Raw genomic sequence first — 16,133 nt, 5'->3', positions numbered from 1 at the left:
ACCCGCGGGGCGGGGACACCCGCAGTCCCGGGGCGCGGTGACGACGCCTGGGCTCAGCATCCGGCGCCGCCAGGCCGGCGCGCGGTCGGATCGGTCCTGACCTGCGGAAAGTACGACATGATCAGCGGCACCACCGCATGGTATGCCCGATCGGGCATCATCCGGGACCGGTAAATGGGGTGGACAGCGGCAGCATCATGAACTCGTGACGTTGCGGCTGTCGGGCGGGGTGGTGCCCGGACCGGACCGGCGGATCTGGGCCCCCGGTCCACGGGGTCGGGCCGTCGACCCGGACGGGGAAGCCGTCCCCGGCAGTCCGGTCGTGCTCGGACCCCGCTCGGCCGGGCCGGAGGCCGCCGACCGGGCGATCGCGGAACTCACCCGGCTGCTCGCCGCCGGTGGCCCGCTGGCCGCCGGAGCCGGCGTCGACCTCGGATACGGGTTCCACTCGGCCCGCGCCGAGGGTGCCGCCGGAGACCGGCGGGACGCCGTACTCGCCGCCCTCATGGTGCCGGGGCTGGCCGGACGGCTCGGCGACCGGCGGGCGGTACTCGTCGCGCTCTTCGGCCCGGACGCGACGAAGCCGCTCGGCGCCGCCGCGCAGGCCGTACTCGACAAGGGTCGGTGGCCGGTGCTGCGTTTCGCGGTCGCGGCGAGCGACGTACTCGGGCCGGAACATCTCGTCCGGGTACTGGAACTGCGGGCACCGGACGGGGTCGACCCGTTCCCGGTCGGGCTGCCGTCGGTGGTGGGCGGGCAGCTCACCCGGGTACTCCGGGGGGTGCCCCGGCCACGCCGCCTCGTCCTGCTGACCGACCTGTGGCAGCGGGTCTGCGCCGACGGTTCGACCCGGCTCCGCCGGGAGCGGCTGCGCGCCTCGCAGGGCCGGCAGGATCGCACCGCCGACCTGACCGCGCGTTACCGGCGGTACGAGGAGGAGGAGCTGACCCTGCGGCTGCGCCGGGAGTTGGGGCCCGAGCCGACGGTGCTGCGGGCCGCGCTGTGGCAGCCGTCGGCCGGATACTGGCTGACCCGGGCAACCCGGGTGCTCCGGGACGCGCTGGCGGCGACGGTGCTGGCCCGGGTCGCGGTCGCTGCGGTCGACCGCGGCCTCGACGCCGCCCTGGCCGGACACCGGCACGAGATCGAGGCGGCGGCCGCCGAACTGTCCCGGCCCGAGGCGTCGCTGTCGGCCCGCCGGACGCCCGGCCTCACCGGCCTGCCGGCCCGCCCCGGGTCGTACCTGCGGGACATTCTCGCCCGGAGCCGCCCCGGCGAACCGCTCGACTCCCGGGCGGCGAGCTACCTCGGGCAGCGGCTGGCCCGGGCCGGCGACTACGGCCGGGTGGTGCTGGCGGCCGTCGACGACCTCGTCGGCTCGCTCGTCGGCGAAGACTCGGTCTCGCTGCGGGAACAGCTCGCCGGATGGGCCGGCCGGCCGCTGGCCGACTGGCGGGACCGGGTGGGTTACCTGTCGCCGGGCCTGGCCGGGCGCTGGGACCAGCAGCCGATCCTCGGTGCGGAGCCGCCGCCCCTCCCAGCGCTGGCCGACCGGCTGCGCGCCGCACCGCACCGCCCGGTGGCCGAGGTCGAGACCATCGGCGACCTGCTCTGGTACGCCGAACTCGCCGACGCGCTCGCCCAGCTCAACGGCCACCCGCACGCCGTGATCTCCCCGCACCGGCACGGCCCGACCGCCGACACCGATCCGGCACCGCCGGAGGAGCCCCTGGTGCCCCGGTCGCAGTCCATCCCGCTCGCCGTGGCCGGCGCCGCACAGTTGGTGGACCTCGGTGCGAAGGTACCGCCCCGCTGCCGGAGCTGGCCGGAACTGGTCGCCGGGCTGGTCGACGACGCCACCATCGCCACCGCCCTGACCGCCGCCTTCGCCGTGCCGGCCCCGGTCGAGCACTTCGACGGTACGGTGCTGCCCGGCACCGACGCCCGGATCGAGCTGGCCCGGACGGCCCGGCAGTTGGCGGACTGGTCGCACTACATGGGCAACTGCATCGCCGGTCCGCACTACGTCGAGGACGCGACCCGGGGCCGGAGTGCGCTGATCGCCCTCCGCGCGCCGGACGGCCGCATCCTGGTCAACGCCGAGCTGCGGCCGAGCGCGCGCGGCTGGCGGCTCGAAGAGATCCGGGCCCGCTTCAACGAGGATCCCGATCCGGTGCTGCTGCGCCGGACCGCCAGCTGGCTCCGCGCCGTCCCCCCGCCCGAGCGCGCGATCCCGCAGCCGCGCCGGGCGGGCCCGCACGACGAGACCGCCTCCGACCGGCCAGCCCGGGCCGCCCGGACCCGACCCGCCGTACGGGTGCTGCGTGACCTCGGCCACCGCCTGGACGAACTGGCGGCGGCGACGGTCGCCGAGCCGGAAGCCGTGCGGGCGGTCGAGACGCTGGCGGTCCTGGCGACCTGGTTGGCCGGCGCACCGGCGGCACCGGCGTCCGACCCGCACGACGCGCTCACCGCGCTGCGCCGGGCCACCCCGGCCGCCGTCGCCCGGGCCTGTCGGCTCACCCTGGCCGACCCGGCCGGACCCGGTCTGGTCGCGCTGTGGCAGGCGAGCGGGCACCGCCCACTGGCCCGTGCGGTACGGGCCCTGGTCCCGTCCCGCCCCGGCACCCCGGCACCGCCCACACTGGACCGGCTGGCCCCGCTGCTGGTGGACGCGCCGCTGCCCGGCTCGCTCCGGCCGCTGGCCCGGGTCGGACAGGTCGCCGTCGCCCGTACCGCCGACCTGGTCGCGCTGCGGCTGCGCGGTGCCCTGGGCACCCTGCTAAGGCAGGACGCCGCCGAGCTGGCCGACGCGGTACGGGCCCGGCCGCACCTCGGGCTGCTCCGGGCAGCCGCGCTGGCGGTGACCTCCTGGGGCGGCCCGCCCACCGGGAACCCGCACGCCCTGCCGTCCACTCCGGACGTGACCGTCGTGGTGCCGCGTCGCCGCGTGCGGGTGCCGGGCTATCCGCAGTCGTCGCTCCGGGACGAGGGCTGGCAGTCCGGCTGGCCCGACGCGATCGAGTTGGGCGGCGTACCCGACGGGTTCTGGGACCGGATCGCCGCGCACGGGCTGCTGCTGCCCTCGTCGTGGCTGACCGACGGCGGCTGGGTCCCGCTCTGGTCCCGGGCCAACGGCCCGCACCGATAGTCCGGGTCCGAGCGGTCGCCGCGCGGCCCCCGCGCCGCCGTCAGCGGCGGCGTGGGCGCCGGTGCCGTTTGCCGGCCAGGACCAGGGACTGCCCTGACCGCGTCACGTCGGCCCGGGTGAGCACCGGACGCCCGAGCCGCACCGACAGAGAGGCACGCTGGTAACCGGTCAGGTCGTTGACGAACACCACCACGTCGACGTGGTCCGTCTCACACGCCTCGGCGACCTGCGCCAGCTTTCCGGACCGGATCAGGAACCTGCGGGACAGTGGCGCCGTCAGCAGCCGTACGCCGCCGTCGGAGACGCCCCGGCGCTGGAGGAAGCGTCCGCACACCCGCACGCCGAGCGCGCCGAGCCGGGCTTCGAGGGCGTCGAACTGGTCCTGGTGATCGCGGACCTTGGCCGAGAAGAGTCCCACGAGTACGGCGGTGCGGATCGGCGCCACCCGGCCAGGATCGCAGGCCGCCCGGTCGACCGGTACGGGTTTTCAGTCGACCAGCGTGACCCGGCCGCTGTCCAGGTCGTACCGGGCTCCGACGATCGCCAGCTCACCGGCGTGCACCTTCTCGCCGATGATCTCGCTGGCCTCGGCGAGATGCCGCGCCTGGGCCAGTACGTTGGCCCGGACCGCCGCCTCCACCACGTCGCCCGGCCCACCGAGCAGCGGCTCGACGACCGGGCGCAGCGCCTCGACGATCGCCTGGATCGCGCCCGGGGCGGTACCACCGCTCTCGATCGTCTCGACGGCGGCGGAGACCGCACCACACCGCTCGTGGCCGAGGACCAGCAGCACCGGCGGGGCGAAGTGCTCGACGGCGTACTCGATGCTGCCGAGCATGATGGTGTCGACGATGTTGCCGGCGACCCGGTTGTCGAACAGGTCACCGAGGCCCTGGTCGAAGAGGACCTCCGGGGGTACCCGCGAGTCGGCGCAGCCGACGACGATCGCGAACGGGTCCTGCCCGTCGGCGAGATCGCGGATGTGCCGGGGGGACTGGTGCGGATGCCGCCCGCGGCCCTGGACGAAGCGACGGTTGCCGTCCAGCAGCCGGGCGATGGCGGCCCGGGGGTTGTCGACGGGTGCGTCGCCGGGGGGCTGCGCGGCGGCCGGCCCGGCGAGGGCGACGGAACCGACGGCGGTCAGTCCACCGGCGGCCAGCAGCGAACGTCGGGAGAGGGTCGACTTTTCTGGAAAAATCTTCACAAGCCGTGAACGTACGCCGCCCCGCGCCGAACCTGAATGACCGTCGGGAGTTGCCTGCGCCACTTGTCCAGCGCCCTCCACACTGAACCTTTTTCAACCTCCCCTTGCGGCCCGGCGGACCGCAAGGTCGGACGCGGTGCGTGAGCGCCGCGCGGTCCAGGTTGAAAAAGGTTCACCGGTCGGTGGGAATCAGGCCGGAGTCCCTTGCGGACGCCACTGCCGTGGCACTACCCTGCCGAAGCCCCAGACCCGGAGGAGGTCCTCACTGGCCCCAGTGCCGAGCCGCCCTAGGGTCGGACGAAACCCGTGCCGCTGATCTCCAACTCCTGGTCCGGCGGCGAGGTGAACCGCTGCCGCTGCTCGTCGAGGACCAGCAGCAGGCCGGTCGGGATGTCGAAGAACAGCCCCTGCACCGACACCTTCCCCGGCTCGACGCCACGGGCGGCGAGGAACTCCCGGAGCACCGCCACCTGGCGGGCGACGTTCACCATCGCCAACTGGTCGACCTCGGCACGACCGTCCCGGGCGGCGGCCAGCCCGACCGGATGTCCCGCCCGCCACGCCGCCCGGCTCGGCCGCCCCCACCGCAACCAGCGCCCGACGTGGCTCTCCTCCTCGTCACGCCCGCCGAGCAGCCCCTGCATGGCCCCGCACCCGGAGTGCCCGCAGACCAGCAGCGCCGGCACGCAGAGCACCTCGACGGCGTACGAGACGGCGGCCGCCACCGAGGATTCCGCCGTGTGGTCGGTGGGGACGAGGTTGCCGATGTTGCGCACCGTGAAGAGGTCACCCGGCCCGCTGCTGGTGATCACGTTGGGCACGATCCGGGCGTCGGCGCAGGTCAGAAAGAGGCTGTGCGGCTTGTGCCCGCCGCCCATCTCGATGAGGAACGGCAGCAGCCGGGCGGCCGAGCGACGGTGGTACTCGCGTACCCCGACGTGCAGCGGCCGGAGCGCGGCCAGCGCCGAGCCGGGCTGGTCGGCGCGGTTCGGCTCGCCCGCCCCGTCCGGGTGCCGGGCCTGCCAACTCGACCAGGGCGAGAACCAGCGTGGCGGCACCAGGGCGTGGATCCGCCGGGACGGCCGGGGGTGGTCGCCGCGCAGGGCAGCCGGGCCCACCTCGTCGAGGTGTACCCGCCCGCCGGTGCTCTCGTGCTGTCGTACCCACCAGTCGAGGTGGTCGAAGGCCGCATGGTCGAGGAAGTCGGTGACCAGTTCCAGGTCGACGGTGCTGCCCGGCGGCACCCGCCCGAGGACCATGGCCAGCCGCGGGATGGCGAGAAAGCTGAGTGTCCCCTCGACGTGCACGGACCAGTGCTCGCGGCCCGCCGGACAGGCGCGTACCCGCTCGGCGTGCACCGTGGCCCAGACCACCCGGCGAAGGATCAACACGACCGCCAGAACGAGTCCGATCAGGACCCCCTCCAGCAGGTTGAAGACCACCACGCCGAGGGCGGTGACGACGTAGACGGTCAGTTCGCGGTGCCGACGTACCCGCTGGATGTCGGAGATCTTCACCAGTTGCAGGCCGACCACGACGAGGAGCCCGGCCAGCGCGGCCATCGGGATCCGCTCGACGAGTACGACCAGCAGGACCGCGAAGAGCAGCACCCACACCCCGTGCAGGACCGCGGAGCCCCGGGTCCGGGCCCCCGCGTTGACGTTGGTGGAGCTGCGCACGATGACGCCGGTCACAGGCAGCCCGCCGAGCAGGCCGGAGAAGCCGTTCGCCAGGCCCTGGCCGATCATCTCCCGGTCCAGATTGGTCGGGGTGGTCCGGCGGCCGTCCCGGGCGGCCCGGTCGGCGGCCAGCCGGTCGACGGCGGTGGCGGAGAGCAGGCTCTCCACGCTGGCGATCACGGCGACGGTGAGTACCGCGGCGGCAACGGCCGACCAGTCCCGATCGGGCAGCGCCGGCAGGTGTACGGCGGCCAGCAGCGACCCCGGCATCTCCACCCGGGCCAGGTCGACGTCGTTCCAGACCATGGCGGCGAGGGTGGCCAGGGTGACCGCGACGAGCGGGCCGGGTATCCGGCGGACCGGTTTCGGCAGCCGGGGCCAGAGCACCAGCAGCCCGATCACCGTGAGCCCGATCAGCGCCGCGTGGTCGTGCCGGGTCGCCAGTTGGGCCGGCAGGTCGATCAGGTTGCGCAGCGGTGTGGTGCCGGGTTCGCCGCCGAGTAGCACGTGCAGTTGCCCGAGCACGATCGTGACACCGATCCCGGCGAGCATGCCGTGCACGATCGCGGGCGAGAGGGCGAGCGCGGTCCGGGCGATCCGGCACAACCCGAACGCGACCTGCAACAGCCCGGCCGCAGCGGTGATCGCGCAGGTGGCCGCCCAGCCGAACCGGCTCACCAGCTCCGCGACGACCACGGTCAGTCCGGCCGCCGGGCCGGTGACCTGGAGCGGCGACCCGCCGAGCAGGCCGGCGACCACTCCGCCGACCACGGCCGCGATCAGTCCGGCGGCCACCGGGGCGTTGGAGGCGGCCGCGATGCCCAGCGACAGCGGCACCGCGACCAGGAAGACGACGAGCGAGGCCGGCAGGTCGTACCGCAGGCTTCCGCAGGCCCAGGAGCGGAGCCGGTGCGATGTCTCGGCCAGGCCGAACATCGTGGGCGACATGGTTCCTCCTCCGGCTCCGCCACACGAACGGCGGAGGTCGTTGCCGGTCCGGACACGACTGCGTTTCCGATAATTGGCCTAAGAGGGGAACGTCGCTGTTCGTCAGGATTCTAGCTTTAGATTCGAATGAATCCCTATAGTGACGATTAATCACTTTCCCGGTTTGAGAATCGACACGGGCACCACCGCCGGACTGTCCCGCATCCACAAATCGCGAGGGGCCGACCCGGAAACCAGAGTCGGCCCGTCGCCGCGACCGGTCGGCCGCCTCCGCTCACTTCGGATGCAGATGCTCCAGGTCGATATCCCGAGGACTGACCCAGATCGGGATCGCGGGTACGTCGACCAGCGGCTATTCGACCGGACGCGGCTGCACCAACCGACTGGTAAGAAACGGGCTCGGCTTACCGTGCCAGAAGACGGCCAACTCGTCACGGGCCCGAGTGGCGGCGACGAAGAGCAGGGAACGGTCACGCTGCCGTTCCCGCTGGTAGCGCTTTGGATCAGTGTCCCGGTACCGGCTGATCATCTGCCGGGGGACCAGTCCGTCGCTGACTCCGGCGATGATGATTCGTTGATATTCGAGTCCCTTGAACCGGTGCATCGTGCCGATGTGTACGCCGTCGGGTCGCTTCGGCCCGTCGGGACCGATCTCCACCGCGGGTATCCCGTCGGCCTCCAGCCGCGCGGCGACCTCGCCGGCCAGCTCCCGAGTGGGCACGGCGATCGCCACCGAACCATCGACCGGAGTTCCCCACGCCGCCAGCTGCCCGACGACCAGTTCGCGTTCCTGATGCCACGACCCGGCGCCTCGGAACGTCGGCACCCCGCCCCGAAGCAGCGAACGGTAGCCGGCGAGGTTCTCCGCGCCACCGTCGAGATCGTCGTACGTCTCGCCGCTCATGATCTCCAGGGCTGCGGCGAGGATCTGCCGGGTGGTGCGGTAGCTCAGGGTCAGCCGGGCGGACCGGCCGCGAATGTTGACGCCGAGGCTGCCGAGCGTGACGTGATTGTCGTAGATGCGCTGGTGGGTGTCGCCGGCCAGGAACAGGTCGTCCGGTCCGGACGCGACCATGGCACGCAGCATCTTCCAGTGCGCGGCACTCAGGTCCTGCGCCTCGTCCACCACGATGTGCCGGTAGCGGTGCCGCAGGAATCCACCTGAGTCCTCCGGGGGCAGGCCCTCGCTGCGCGCGGCCCGGTCCATCTCCAGCCGGGCCGCCCGTTCGGCCACCTGCCGCCAGGTCCACTTGCCCTGGTCGTCGAGCCACTTGGTGAACCGCTCGGTGAGCTGCCAGACCTGGTCCCGTTCGGCACGACTGAGCGTGCGGCCCCGGCCGGGTCGGCGGGCGCTGAAGTACTCGGCCCGGGAACCGAGCACCTGGCCCAGGATGACCTGGGTCCATTCGGCGGCCAGGAATTCCGGGTCCCAGCCGGAGTCCTCCTCGGTCTCCAGCAGGAAGTTCTGCCAAAGTTCGGGCACCTTGTTGTCGTCGACGATCCGCTTGCCCGCTCCGGCCTTCGCCTCGGCGACGACCCGGCTGGCCAGCCGATCGATGTTGACGATGTCCACCCGGGACACCAGTTCCTGCCCGCCCAACGCGATCAACCGGGTACGGAGGTCCGCCGCGAGGTTGCGGTTGAAGGTGGTCAGCAGGATCGGCTTGTCCACCCCTGGAGGCAGTCTCCGGACCAGGTGGGCTACCCGGTGCAGCGCGACGATGGTCTTACCGGTACCCGGACCACCCCCGACCCGGGTCGGCCCCCGGTACGACTTCTCGACCAGCCTGCGTTGGGTGGGATGCAGGAAGATCTGCCACCGGTCGAAGGACTCGGCGAGCATTGCCTGCAGAGCCTCGTCGTCCGACGAGACCTGGGTGGCCGGCCGCTCCACCGCCGTCCGGTAGTCGTCGGGGTCGACCGCCTCACCGGCCCGGACCGGCTCGGTGATGTGGGTGAGCACCTCGTCGTACGGTTTGCCGTCGTGCAACGACAGCAGCACGTCGGCGGTGAGCTGGGGAGCCCGTTCACTCAGCTCCAGCAGCCCGGTCTCGCTGGTCAGGTCGCGGATCTGCGGCAGCAGCGGCTCGGCGACCCCCAGTTCGACGAGTTGCGCGTCGGTGAACCGCTCGAACAGCGGCGCCGCTGTCGGGGCGGGCACGACCGGCAGGCCGTCGGCCGCCGGGCCGCCCGATCCGGTCGAGACGGCTGGCCCGCCCGGCTCGACCACGTCGGGCCCGCTCTCCGGTACGGCCACGGACGAGTCGGCCGACACCACCCGACCGACGATGCTGTCGCCCACCGGCTCCAGATCGATCACCTCGATCCCGCCGGTCACCCGGTTGATCCGGTACGAGTACCGGTCGAGGTTCTCGTAGACGTCCCTGCGGTGCCGGACCGCGACGAGCAGGTAGTCCTGGTCGACGATGTGCAACAGCAGGGCCCGATGGTCCTGGTTGATCCGTGCGGACCACAGTCGGGAGCTTCCGCCGAGCTGCTTGAGTCGCAGGCCCGGGTTGTTCGGGTTGTGCCGGAACTTGTGCATGAACTCGTAGACGGCGCCGATCTCGGCCCGGGACAGCTTCATAACCTCCTTGTCGGCGCGGTCCAGCATCCGCAACGTCGCGGCCTTGGCAATCACTGACGCCCTCCCCCATCCCCGTGCACGAGCCGGTCGGTCAGCTCCTCCGCCGACCATTCCCGAGCGGTACCGACCCGCCAACCGGCAGCGGTGTACGCGCCGTCCCGATCGGTGATCTCGGGATCGTCCGGGGAGCCGGACAGGACGACCGCGACCCGCTGTTCCGGCCAGGCGAGTTCGGCCGGCCACCCCTGGTCACCGAGTTCGTAACCGACGACCGGTACGGGCAGGCCACGCCGGATGAGGGTCTGCACCAGCGCCTCCAGCGCGGACTCGTCCCGGTTGAAGTAGTGCAGCACGTCCTGCCACGGCGAATCCACGTCGGCGAGATCGTCGTCCGGCGGGGGCGCCTCCGGAGAGAGGCCGAGCCAGGTGGTCGTCTCCGCGTCGATCGGCATCGGCCGCTGGGTGAGCCGCAGGCCGGTGCCTTCGGAGACCGCCATCGAGGCCGGATCGAAGTCGTCCAGGGCGGTCCGGGCGAGTTGGGCGCCGTCGCCGCCGCCTGCCGCGAGGAACTGGACGACGTTCGCCCAGGCCAGCCAGCCGGCCCAGCGGCGGCGGTGCCGCTCGCGCCGCTCGTCGCTTCCGGCGTTCACGGCCTCCGGCCGGTCGTCGATGACAGCCAACGCCGACCAGACACGGTCAGCGGCCCGGCCGTCGACGACGACGGTAACCGGGCAGTCGGCGGCATCCACCGACCGGACCAGGGTGATCCGGCCCGGTCGGGCCGGCGGCAGGGGCTCGCCGCGCACAGCGGCGAGGATCCGTTCGCCGATGCCGCTCGAGTCGGCCGTGCTCGGCTTCTCGGTGGCCTGCACGAGCAGACCGGCCAGGGCCGCCTCGGCACGACGCCGCCAGCGGTCCGGGTCGGGCTCGGCCAGAAACCGCAGGAGCAGGTCGACCGGGTTCGTCCAGACGTACCGCTCCAGGTCGGCGGGGTCGGCGTCGGGTACGGACTGCCGGTAGAGGTCCCGGGCCCGTTTTTTCGCCAGCCCGCCGTACGGCTCCCAGGTGATGGCGCTCGTGCCGTCCGCGTTGTTCCGCCAGCCGTCGACGTCGTCCCAGGTGATGCCGAAGACGTAGAAGTCGTGGGCCCGGAGCCGGTTGCGCTTCTCGGCGTCGTCGGCGAGCCGGTTGTACTCCGGCGACGCGTGGTACTTGAACCCGTCGAGGTAGACCGCGATCTCCGGGGCCGGCGCGTCGAGCCGCCGGAAGTGCACGTCCGGTCGGGTGCCCCGGATGGTGTTCTGCAGTTTCATCTGCCAGTGCGTGACGTCGACCCCGTTCGGGGCGGTGAACCGCAGATCCGCGATTCGGGCGCCGTCGTGGTCGGTACGCTTCTCAAGGCGTACGCCGGAGCCGAGCTCGCCGGCCCAGGCCAGCAGCTTGTTCAGAAACCGCATCTCCAGCTCGCTCTCCACCTGGTGGATCAGCGAGATGTCGTTGGTGCGGGTGCCCGGCAGCACCGCCCAGGTGTCGAGCAGCCGGCTCAGCATCCCCAGCGCCTCGTCCCGGTTCATCAGGTTGAACTCGCTGTTGCGGGCGTAGCGCAGCAGGCACCGGTGGCAGGCCGTCCGGCCCTCGTGCTGGCAGACGCAGCTGCCGATGATCTGGCGGGCCCGTGCAAGGATCTGCCGGAACTGGTCCGGATCGGCGAGTCGGTGCAGGTAGCCGGTGCCCTGCGGCTGGGTGTCGTAGACGACCACGTAGTTGCGGGTGCCGCCGCTCTGCGCATCCGGCATGGTCGCCGAGAGCACCCGCAGGTGGGCCGGGTCGCCGCCGTACTCGGCGGCGATGCCGAGCCGTACGGCGGCAGCGAACGAGACGACCCGCTCCTCCACCAGCGCGGTGACCGCCGGGATCAGGATGCGCAGCGCCTCGGTCCGCAGTTCGTGGGCGAGGATCAGCGGGATGTGGCTGGCCGTGCCCGGCGACCGGCGGTGCGGGCACCAGGGCCGGTGGTGTTCCGCCTCCTTCGCCACCGCCGACCCGGCAAGGTGCGCGGCGACCTCCTGGCTCACCGTGGGCTGGCCGTCGATCGTCGTTCCGCCGCAGGAGTCGCAGGTGTGGAAGGGGTTGATTCGCACCTCGTCGCCGGCGAAGAGTTCGCTGGCCCGGTCGTACCGCTGGGCACCGAGGTTGAAGTGCCGGATGATGGCGTGCCGGGTGTAGTCGACCCCGAAGGTGTCTCCGGTGTGTCGCCAGGAGGAGTCGATCTGGCCCGGGTCGACGTCGACGGTGATCGGGGTGACGTAGAAGCGGCGCTCCCGGTCGTCGCTGTCGTCGCGGATCCGGGCGTCGTCGCGCCGGTCCCGGGTGAGTACCCGGGTCGGTTGCAGCACGTTGAAGACCCGGCTCTGGTCGGCCAGCCCGTCGTCGCCGCAGCGCGGGCAGGCGCTGGTGTCCTCCTGTGCCAGGTGCGTACGGGCGTACCCGCACCGGGCGCAGATCCGCCACCGCTCGTATGCGGGCCGGTTCGCCGGGCCGAGGTCCAGCCCGGAGATCTCGTGCTTGTAACCGCGTACGTAGTAGGCGTTGCCGGGCGCGATCTCGACCAGGGCCTGCCGGGCCGGGCGGTCGTACTCGCGCAACTCGGTGTGGAACCGCCGGCTGCCGTCCGGCATCTTCTCCTCCCAGGTGAGGGTGGCGTCCAGCAGCGTGCGGTTGTCGATCAGGGCGTAGTTGGGCAGCAGCCCGAACTCGACCAGGGTGCCGTGTGCGGCGGCACCGGCGATCCGGTGCAGCAGCTTGCGTACCTCGCGGGCCTCCGACTTGAGCATCTTCAGCTCGCGGGCGTGGTCCGGATCGCTTTTCACCAGCGTCCCCGCGACGGCGTCGATGCCGGCGAGCCGCCGTTGCAGGTCGCCCCGGCGGTCCTCCCAGGCCGCGTCGGCCCGCTTCACCCGGTCGGTGAGCCCGGCGTCGGCGAAGTGCCGGAGCTGCTCGGCGGCGACGTCCGAGACCTTGTCGCCGAACAGCCCGAGGAATCCCTCGACCAGCCGGGCACCGTCCCGCTGGCCGGCGTCGGCCAGCGTGCCGAGCCAGCCGGTGGTGCCGAACAGCAGGTGGGCACGCCGGGGCAGCGGCAGTACGCCCGGCAGCCGGCCCCGGGCGGCGAGGTCGATCAGGTGCGCGAGATATTGCCGGCGGAGGATCTCGACGGCGGAGAGGAAACATCCGGGCGGCACGATCTGGCCAGCGATCATGTCGCGCGGCTCGGTGAGGTAGTAGCGGTCCCGTTCGGAGCGGCCAACCAGGGTGAGTACGAGGGCGTTGCCGCTCTTCCGGCCGGCCCGGCCGGCCCGCTGGACGTAGTTCGCCGGCCCGGTCGGCAGCGACGCCAGCACCACCGCGGAGAGGGCGCCGATGTCGATGCCCATCTCCAGGGTCGGGGTGCAGGAGAGCACGTTCGGGTCGGTGTACCGGTCGCCGGTGCGGAATCGTTCCTCGACGGTTTCCCGCTGGGCCCGGGTGAGCATGCCGGTGTGTTCGCCGGTGACCACCCGGAACGCCGGGCTCTCCAGATAGAGCCGCCGGTAGTAGTCGTCCGGCGCGGTGTCGTCGAGGGCGGGCCGCAGCCGCCCACCGCAGCGGTACTGCCGGCACGGCTGCCCGGTCCAGCCGGCGACCCGGTCCGGGTGCTCGGTCTGCTGCCAGTGGCAGGTGTCGCAGCCGATCCCGGCCGTGATCGCGGCGGCGTCGCCGAGCAGGGTCACCCGGACGTGGCCGGGCAGCAGCCCGTACGCCCGGTTGCCGTCCTCGGTGTTGCCGGCCGCGACGATTCCGGCGGTGGCCAGCGCCGGCATCAGCCGGTCCAGATATCTGGCGGCCCCGGACGCGTCGAGGCCGAGGCACCGGCTGGTCCAGTCCTGGTACCAGTTGCCCTTGGCGGTGACCGCGTCGAATTCGGAGCGCGACTTGGGGCTGGCGAGCAGGAAGGCCGGCCCGGAGAGCCCGCGCGGAAAGGCCGGCATCCCCTCCGGCCGACCGCCCCAGATCTGCCAGCGGGCGCCGCCGCGCCGCAGGTAGGGCACCAGCCACTCGTGGTAGATCGCGCCCCGGGTACGCAGCCGTTCCAACAGGCCACGCAGGAAGGCGAGGTAGCGGGCGTCGTCGGGCAGCGGGCCGCCGTCGGCGCCGGGCCCGGTCAGGTGTACGTCCCGGCACAGCGCCGCCGCCGCGGCCGGGTCGTCGAGCCCGACCTCGACCGCGACGGTACGGGTCAGCTCCAGGGTCCGGCCCTGCCGGGCCCGCAGCCCGGTCTCCAGGATGGCGGCGAAGGCGAGCCGTTCGCCGACGAGCGTCCACGCCTTGCGGTCCCGCAGGTTGTCCCCGGCCAGCAGGCTGTCCACGCCGGGCTGGTCGTGCAGGTCGGGCGGGACGACGGTGGAGAGGATCTCCGGCTCGACGGCGGCTCCGATCATGTCGACGATCAGTTCGTCCAGTCCGACCGGCCTACCGGGTTCGAGCTGGCGGGCCAGCAGGGCGCGCAGCGAGAACGCGTACGAGCGGTTGGCGACGAAGCCGGCCCGGTGCGCGGCATCCTGTACGGAGTCGTTGAACAGCAGCGTCTTCCGTTCGGCGCCGGCCAGTTCGCCGCCGGTGAAGAGTTGGGTGATCGCGACCGAGGCGAGGGTGGCCAGGCCGGCACCGAGGTAGCGGATGCCGTGGTCGAGTTCGCAGGAGGGGCAGCGGTCCTTCTCGGCCGCGTCGAGCGCGAGCAGGTCGCCGAGGACGACCGTCGACTCGTCGCCGAGCCGCCCGGCCCGGTCCCGGGCGGGGTCGAACGGGCGGACCCGGCGGCCGTACTCCAGGACCAGCAGACCCCGGTCGCGGTGCTGGATCTCGTCGGCGGTGGCCGCGATGAACGCCCGGATTCGCCGCTTGTCCCGGCCGACGGAGCCACGGTAGATCTTGTCCGGGTCGGTCTCCAGCTCCTGCGGGTCCTTCTCCGGGGAGAGCGCCGCCCAGCCGGAGCGCCCGCAGTGCCGGCAGTAGACGGCGGGCAGCCGCTCGTACCGGCTGTCCGCCACCACCTGGTCGATCTCCGGCGCGAACGGGTCGGCGTCGCGCTCCGGCTCGCCGTACCAGCCGAAGGTGGTTTCCGGGCCGACCCCGCGCAGCAGTCGGGAAACCGCGCGTACCCAGAGGTGGGTTTCGATGTTGAGCAGCGGACGGCCCGGCGCGTCCGGATTCTCGGCGCGGGCCAGCAGGCCGACGAACCTGGCGATTGCCTGCGCGGTGACCTCGGGCCGGGTCTTCATCGCGCTGCCCCAGCCCGTCGCGTTCTTCCGCGGCAGCACCTCGATGACCTCTTCGAAGGTGCGCGGGTCGGGGCCGAGCGAGTCGAGTACCGCCTTGGTCAGCGGGTGCTGGCGCAGTAGCGCACCGAGGCGGGCCGGGTCGGCGGGCACCTCGCCGAGGACCAGCTCGGCGACCTGGTCGGTGAGCCGTTCGGTGTCGCGCCCGTCGAGCGCGGCGAGGGTCTCCGGATCGGGCAGCGGCAGGCTGAAATCCTGTTCGGCGATGAACTCGGCCGGCTCGTAGCGGTCCTCCCCGATCAGCGAGTCCGGCTCGAACGGCACCCCGAAGACCTGCTCGGCGACCTCGCGGATCGCGGTCCGGCCGTCCCTGCCCCGGCCTTCGCCGAGCGTCGCGGAGGTGGCCACCGGGCAGATCGGTCCGAGTGGCCGGTCCTCGGTGGACAGGCCGAGCGCGGCGGCGAGCCGGCGTAACAGAATCGCCACGTCGGTGCCCTGGGCGCCGTCGTAGGTGTGGAACTCGTCCAGTACGACGTACGCCGGCTGGGCGCCCTCCCAGAGCGGCAGGTCGTCGGCGCGTTGCAGCAGCAGGTCGAGCATCTTGTAGTTGGTGATCAGGATGTCCGGCGGGGTACGCCGCATCTCGGACCGCTTGGTGAGCACCCTCGGGTATCCGACGGCGGCCACGTCGCCGATGTAGAGACCGGCGGTGACCTGGTGCAGTGCGGCATTCTCGACGAGCAGCTCGTTGAGTCGCTTGGTCTGGTCGGTGGCGAGTGCGTTCATCGGGTAGAGCAGGATCGCCTTGATGCCCGGCCCGCGTTCCCGTCTGGCCCGCCGGCAGTGGTCGAGCAGCGGGATCAGGAACGCCTCGGTCTTGCCGGAGCCGGTGCCGGTGGTGATCAGGGTCGGCTCGGCGCCTTTGCCTAGTGTGGACAGCCGGTGGAACGCCTTCGCCTGGTGCAGGTAGGGCGTGAAGCCGGTCGGCGCCCAGTCCAGTGCGGAACGCCAGTCGTCCGACGCCGGCCGAAACGGGGTCCGGATCCTCAGGTACGGACCCCGGAAGATGCCCTGCTCGGGGTGGGTGAGGAAGGCTTCCAACCCGCGCCGCACCGGCTCGTCGGTCAGCCCGAAGGTGGTGGTGAGGTACTGGGTGAGCGTCCTGCGAAGGGTGTCGGCGGCGATCGTGGGCTTCATGAGCAACTCACCGCAGGCATGCTACTCGTCTATGTCTAGCGTGATCTGTCGT

General features: G+C 72.5%; 6 protein-coding genes. 1 reads left to right on the top strand and 5 read right to left on the bottom strand.

What is annotated here, in order from left to right; genetic code table 11:
• Positions 1 to 205 precede the first annotated feature (205 nt).
• Positions 206 to 3,151: a hypothetical protein gene (locus AAH979_RS00680; RefSeq protein ID WP_346256208.1), complete on the top strand. Its 2,946-nt coding sequence runs from the start codon at positions 206 to 208 to the stop codon at positions 3,149 to 3,151.
• A 40-nt stretch (positions 3,152 to 3,191) separates the two neighbouring features.
• On the opposite strand, the gene AAH979_RS00675 is transcribed toward AAH979_RS00680, so the two are convergent.
• From AAH979_RS00675 to AAH979_RS00655, 5 genes are all read right to left on the bottom strand, one after another.
• Positions 3,192 to 3,596, bottom strand: a complete 405-nt coding sequence (locus AAH979_RS00675; RefSeq protein ID WP_346256207.1) for a hypothetical protein — start codon at positions 3,594 to 3,596, stop codon at positions 3,192 to 3,194.
• 42 nt (positions 3,597 to 3,638) lie between these two features.
• Positions 3,639 to 4,355 (bottom strand): carbonic anhydrase, encoded by a 717-nt coding sequence (locus AAH979_RS00670; protein ID WP_346256206.1) that lies wholly within the window; start codon positions 4,353 to 4,355, stop codon positions 3,639 to 3,641.
• A gap of 287 nt (positions 4,356 to 4,642) precedes the next feature.
• Entirely contained in the window at positions 4,643 to 6,982 is a 2,340-nt protein-coding gene (locus tag AAH979_RS00665) for a SulP family inorganic anion transporter (protein WP_346256205.1), read from the bottom strand.
• Between the two features lie 352 nt (positions 6,983 to 7,334).
• A complete protein-coding gene (locus tag AAH979_RS00660; protein WP_346256204.1) occupies positions 7,335 to 9,623 on the bottom strand; it encodes a UvrD-helicase domain-containing protein in 2,289 nt (762 codons plus the stop codon).
• Positions 9,620 to 16,081 (bottom strand): DEAD/DEAH box helicase, encoded by a 6,462-nt coding sequence (locus tag AAH979_RS00655; RefSeq protein ID WP_346256203.1) that lies wholly within the window; start codon positions 16,079 to 16,081, stop codon positions 9,620 to 9,622. The genes AAH979_RS00660 and AAH979_RS00655 overlap by 4 nt, the downstream gene beginning before the upstream one ends.
• Positions 16,082 to 16,133 lie beyond the last annotated feature (52 nt).

Source organism: Plantactinospora sp. ZYX-F-223 (genome assembly GCF_039649625.1).
GTDB lineage: Bacteria > Actinomycetota > Actinomycetes > Mycobacteriales > Micromonosporaceae > Plantactinospora.
The sequence above is the reverse complement of the archived record's forward strand: the minus strand, read 5'-3'. Positions and strand labels throughout refer to the sequence as shown.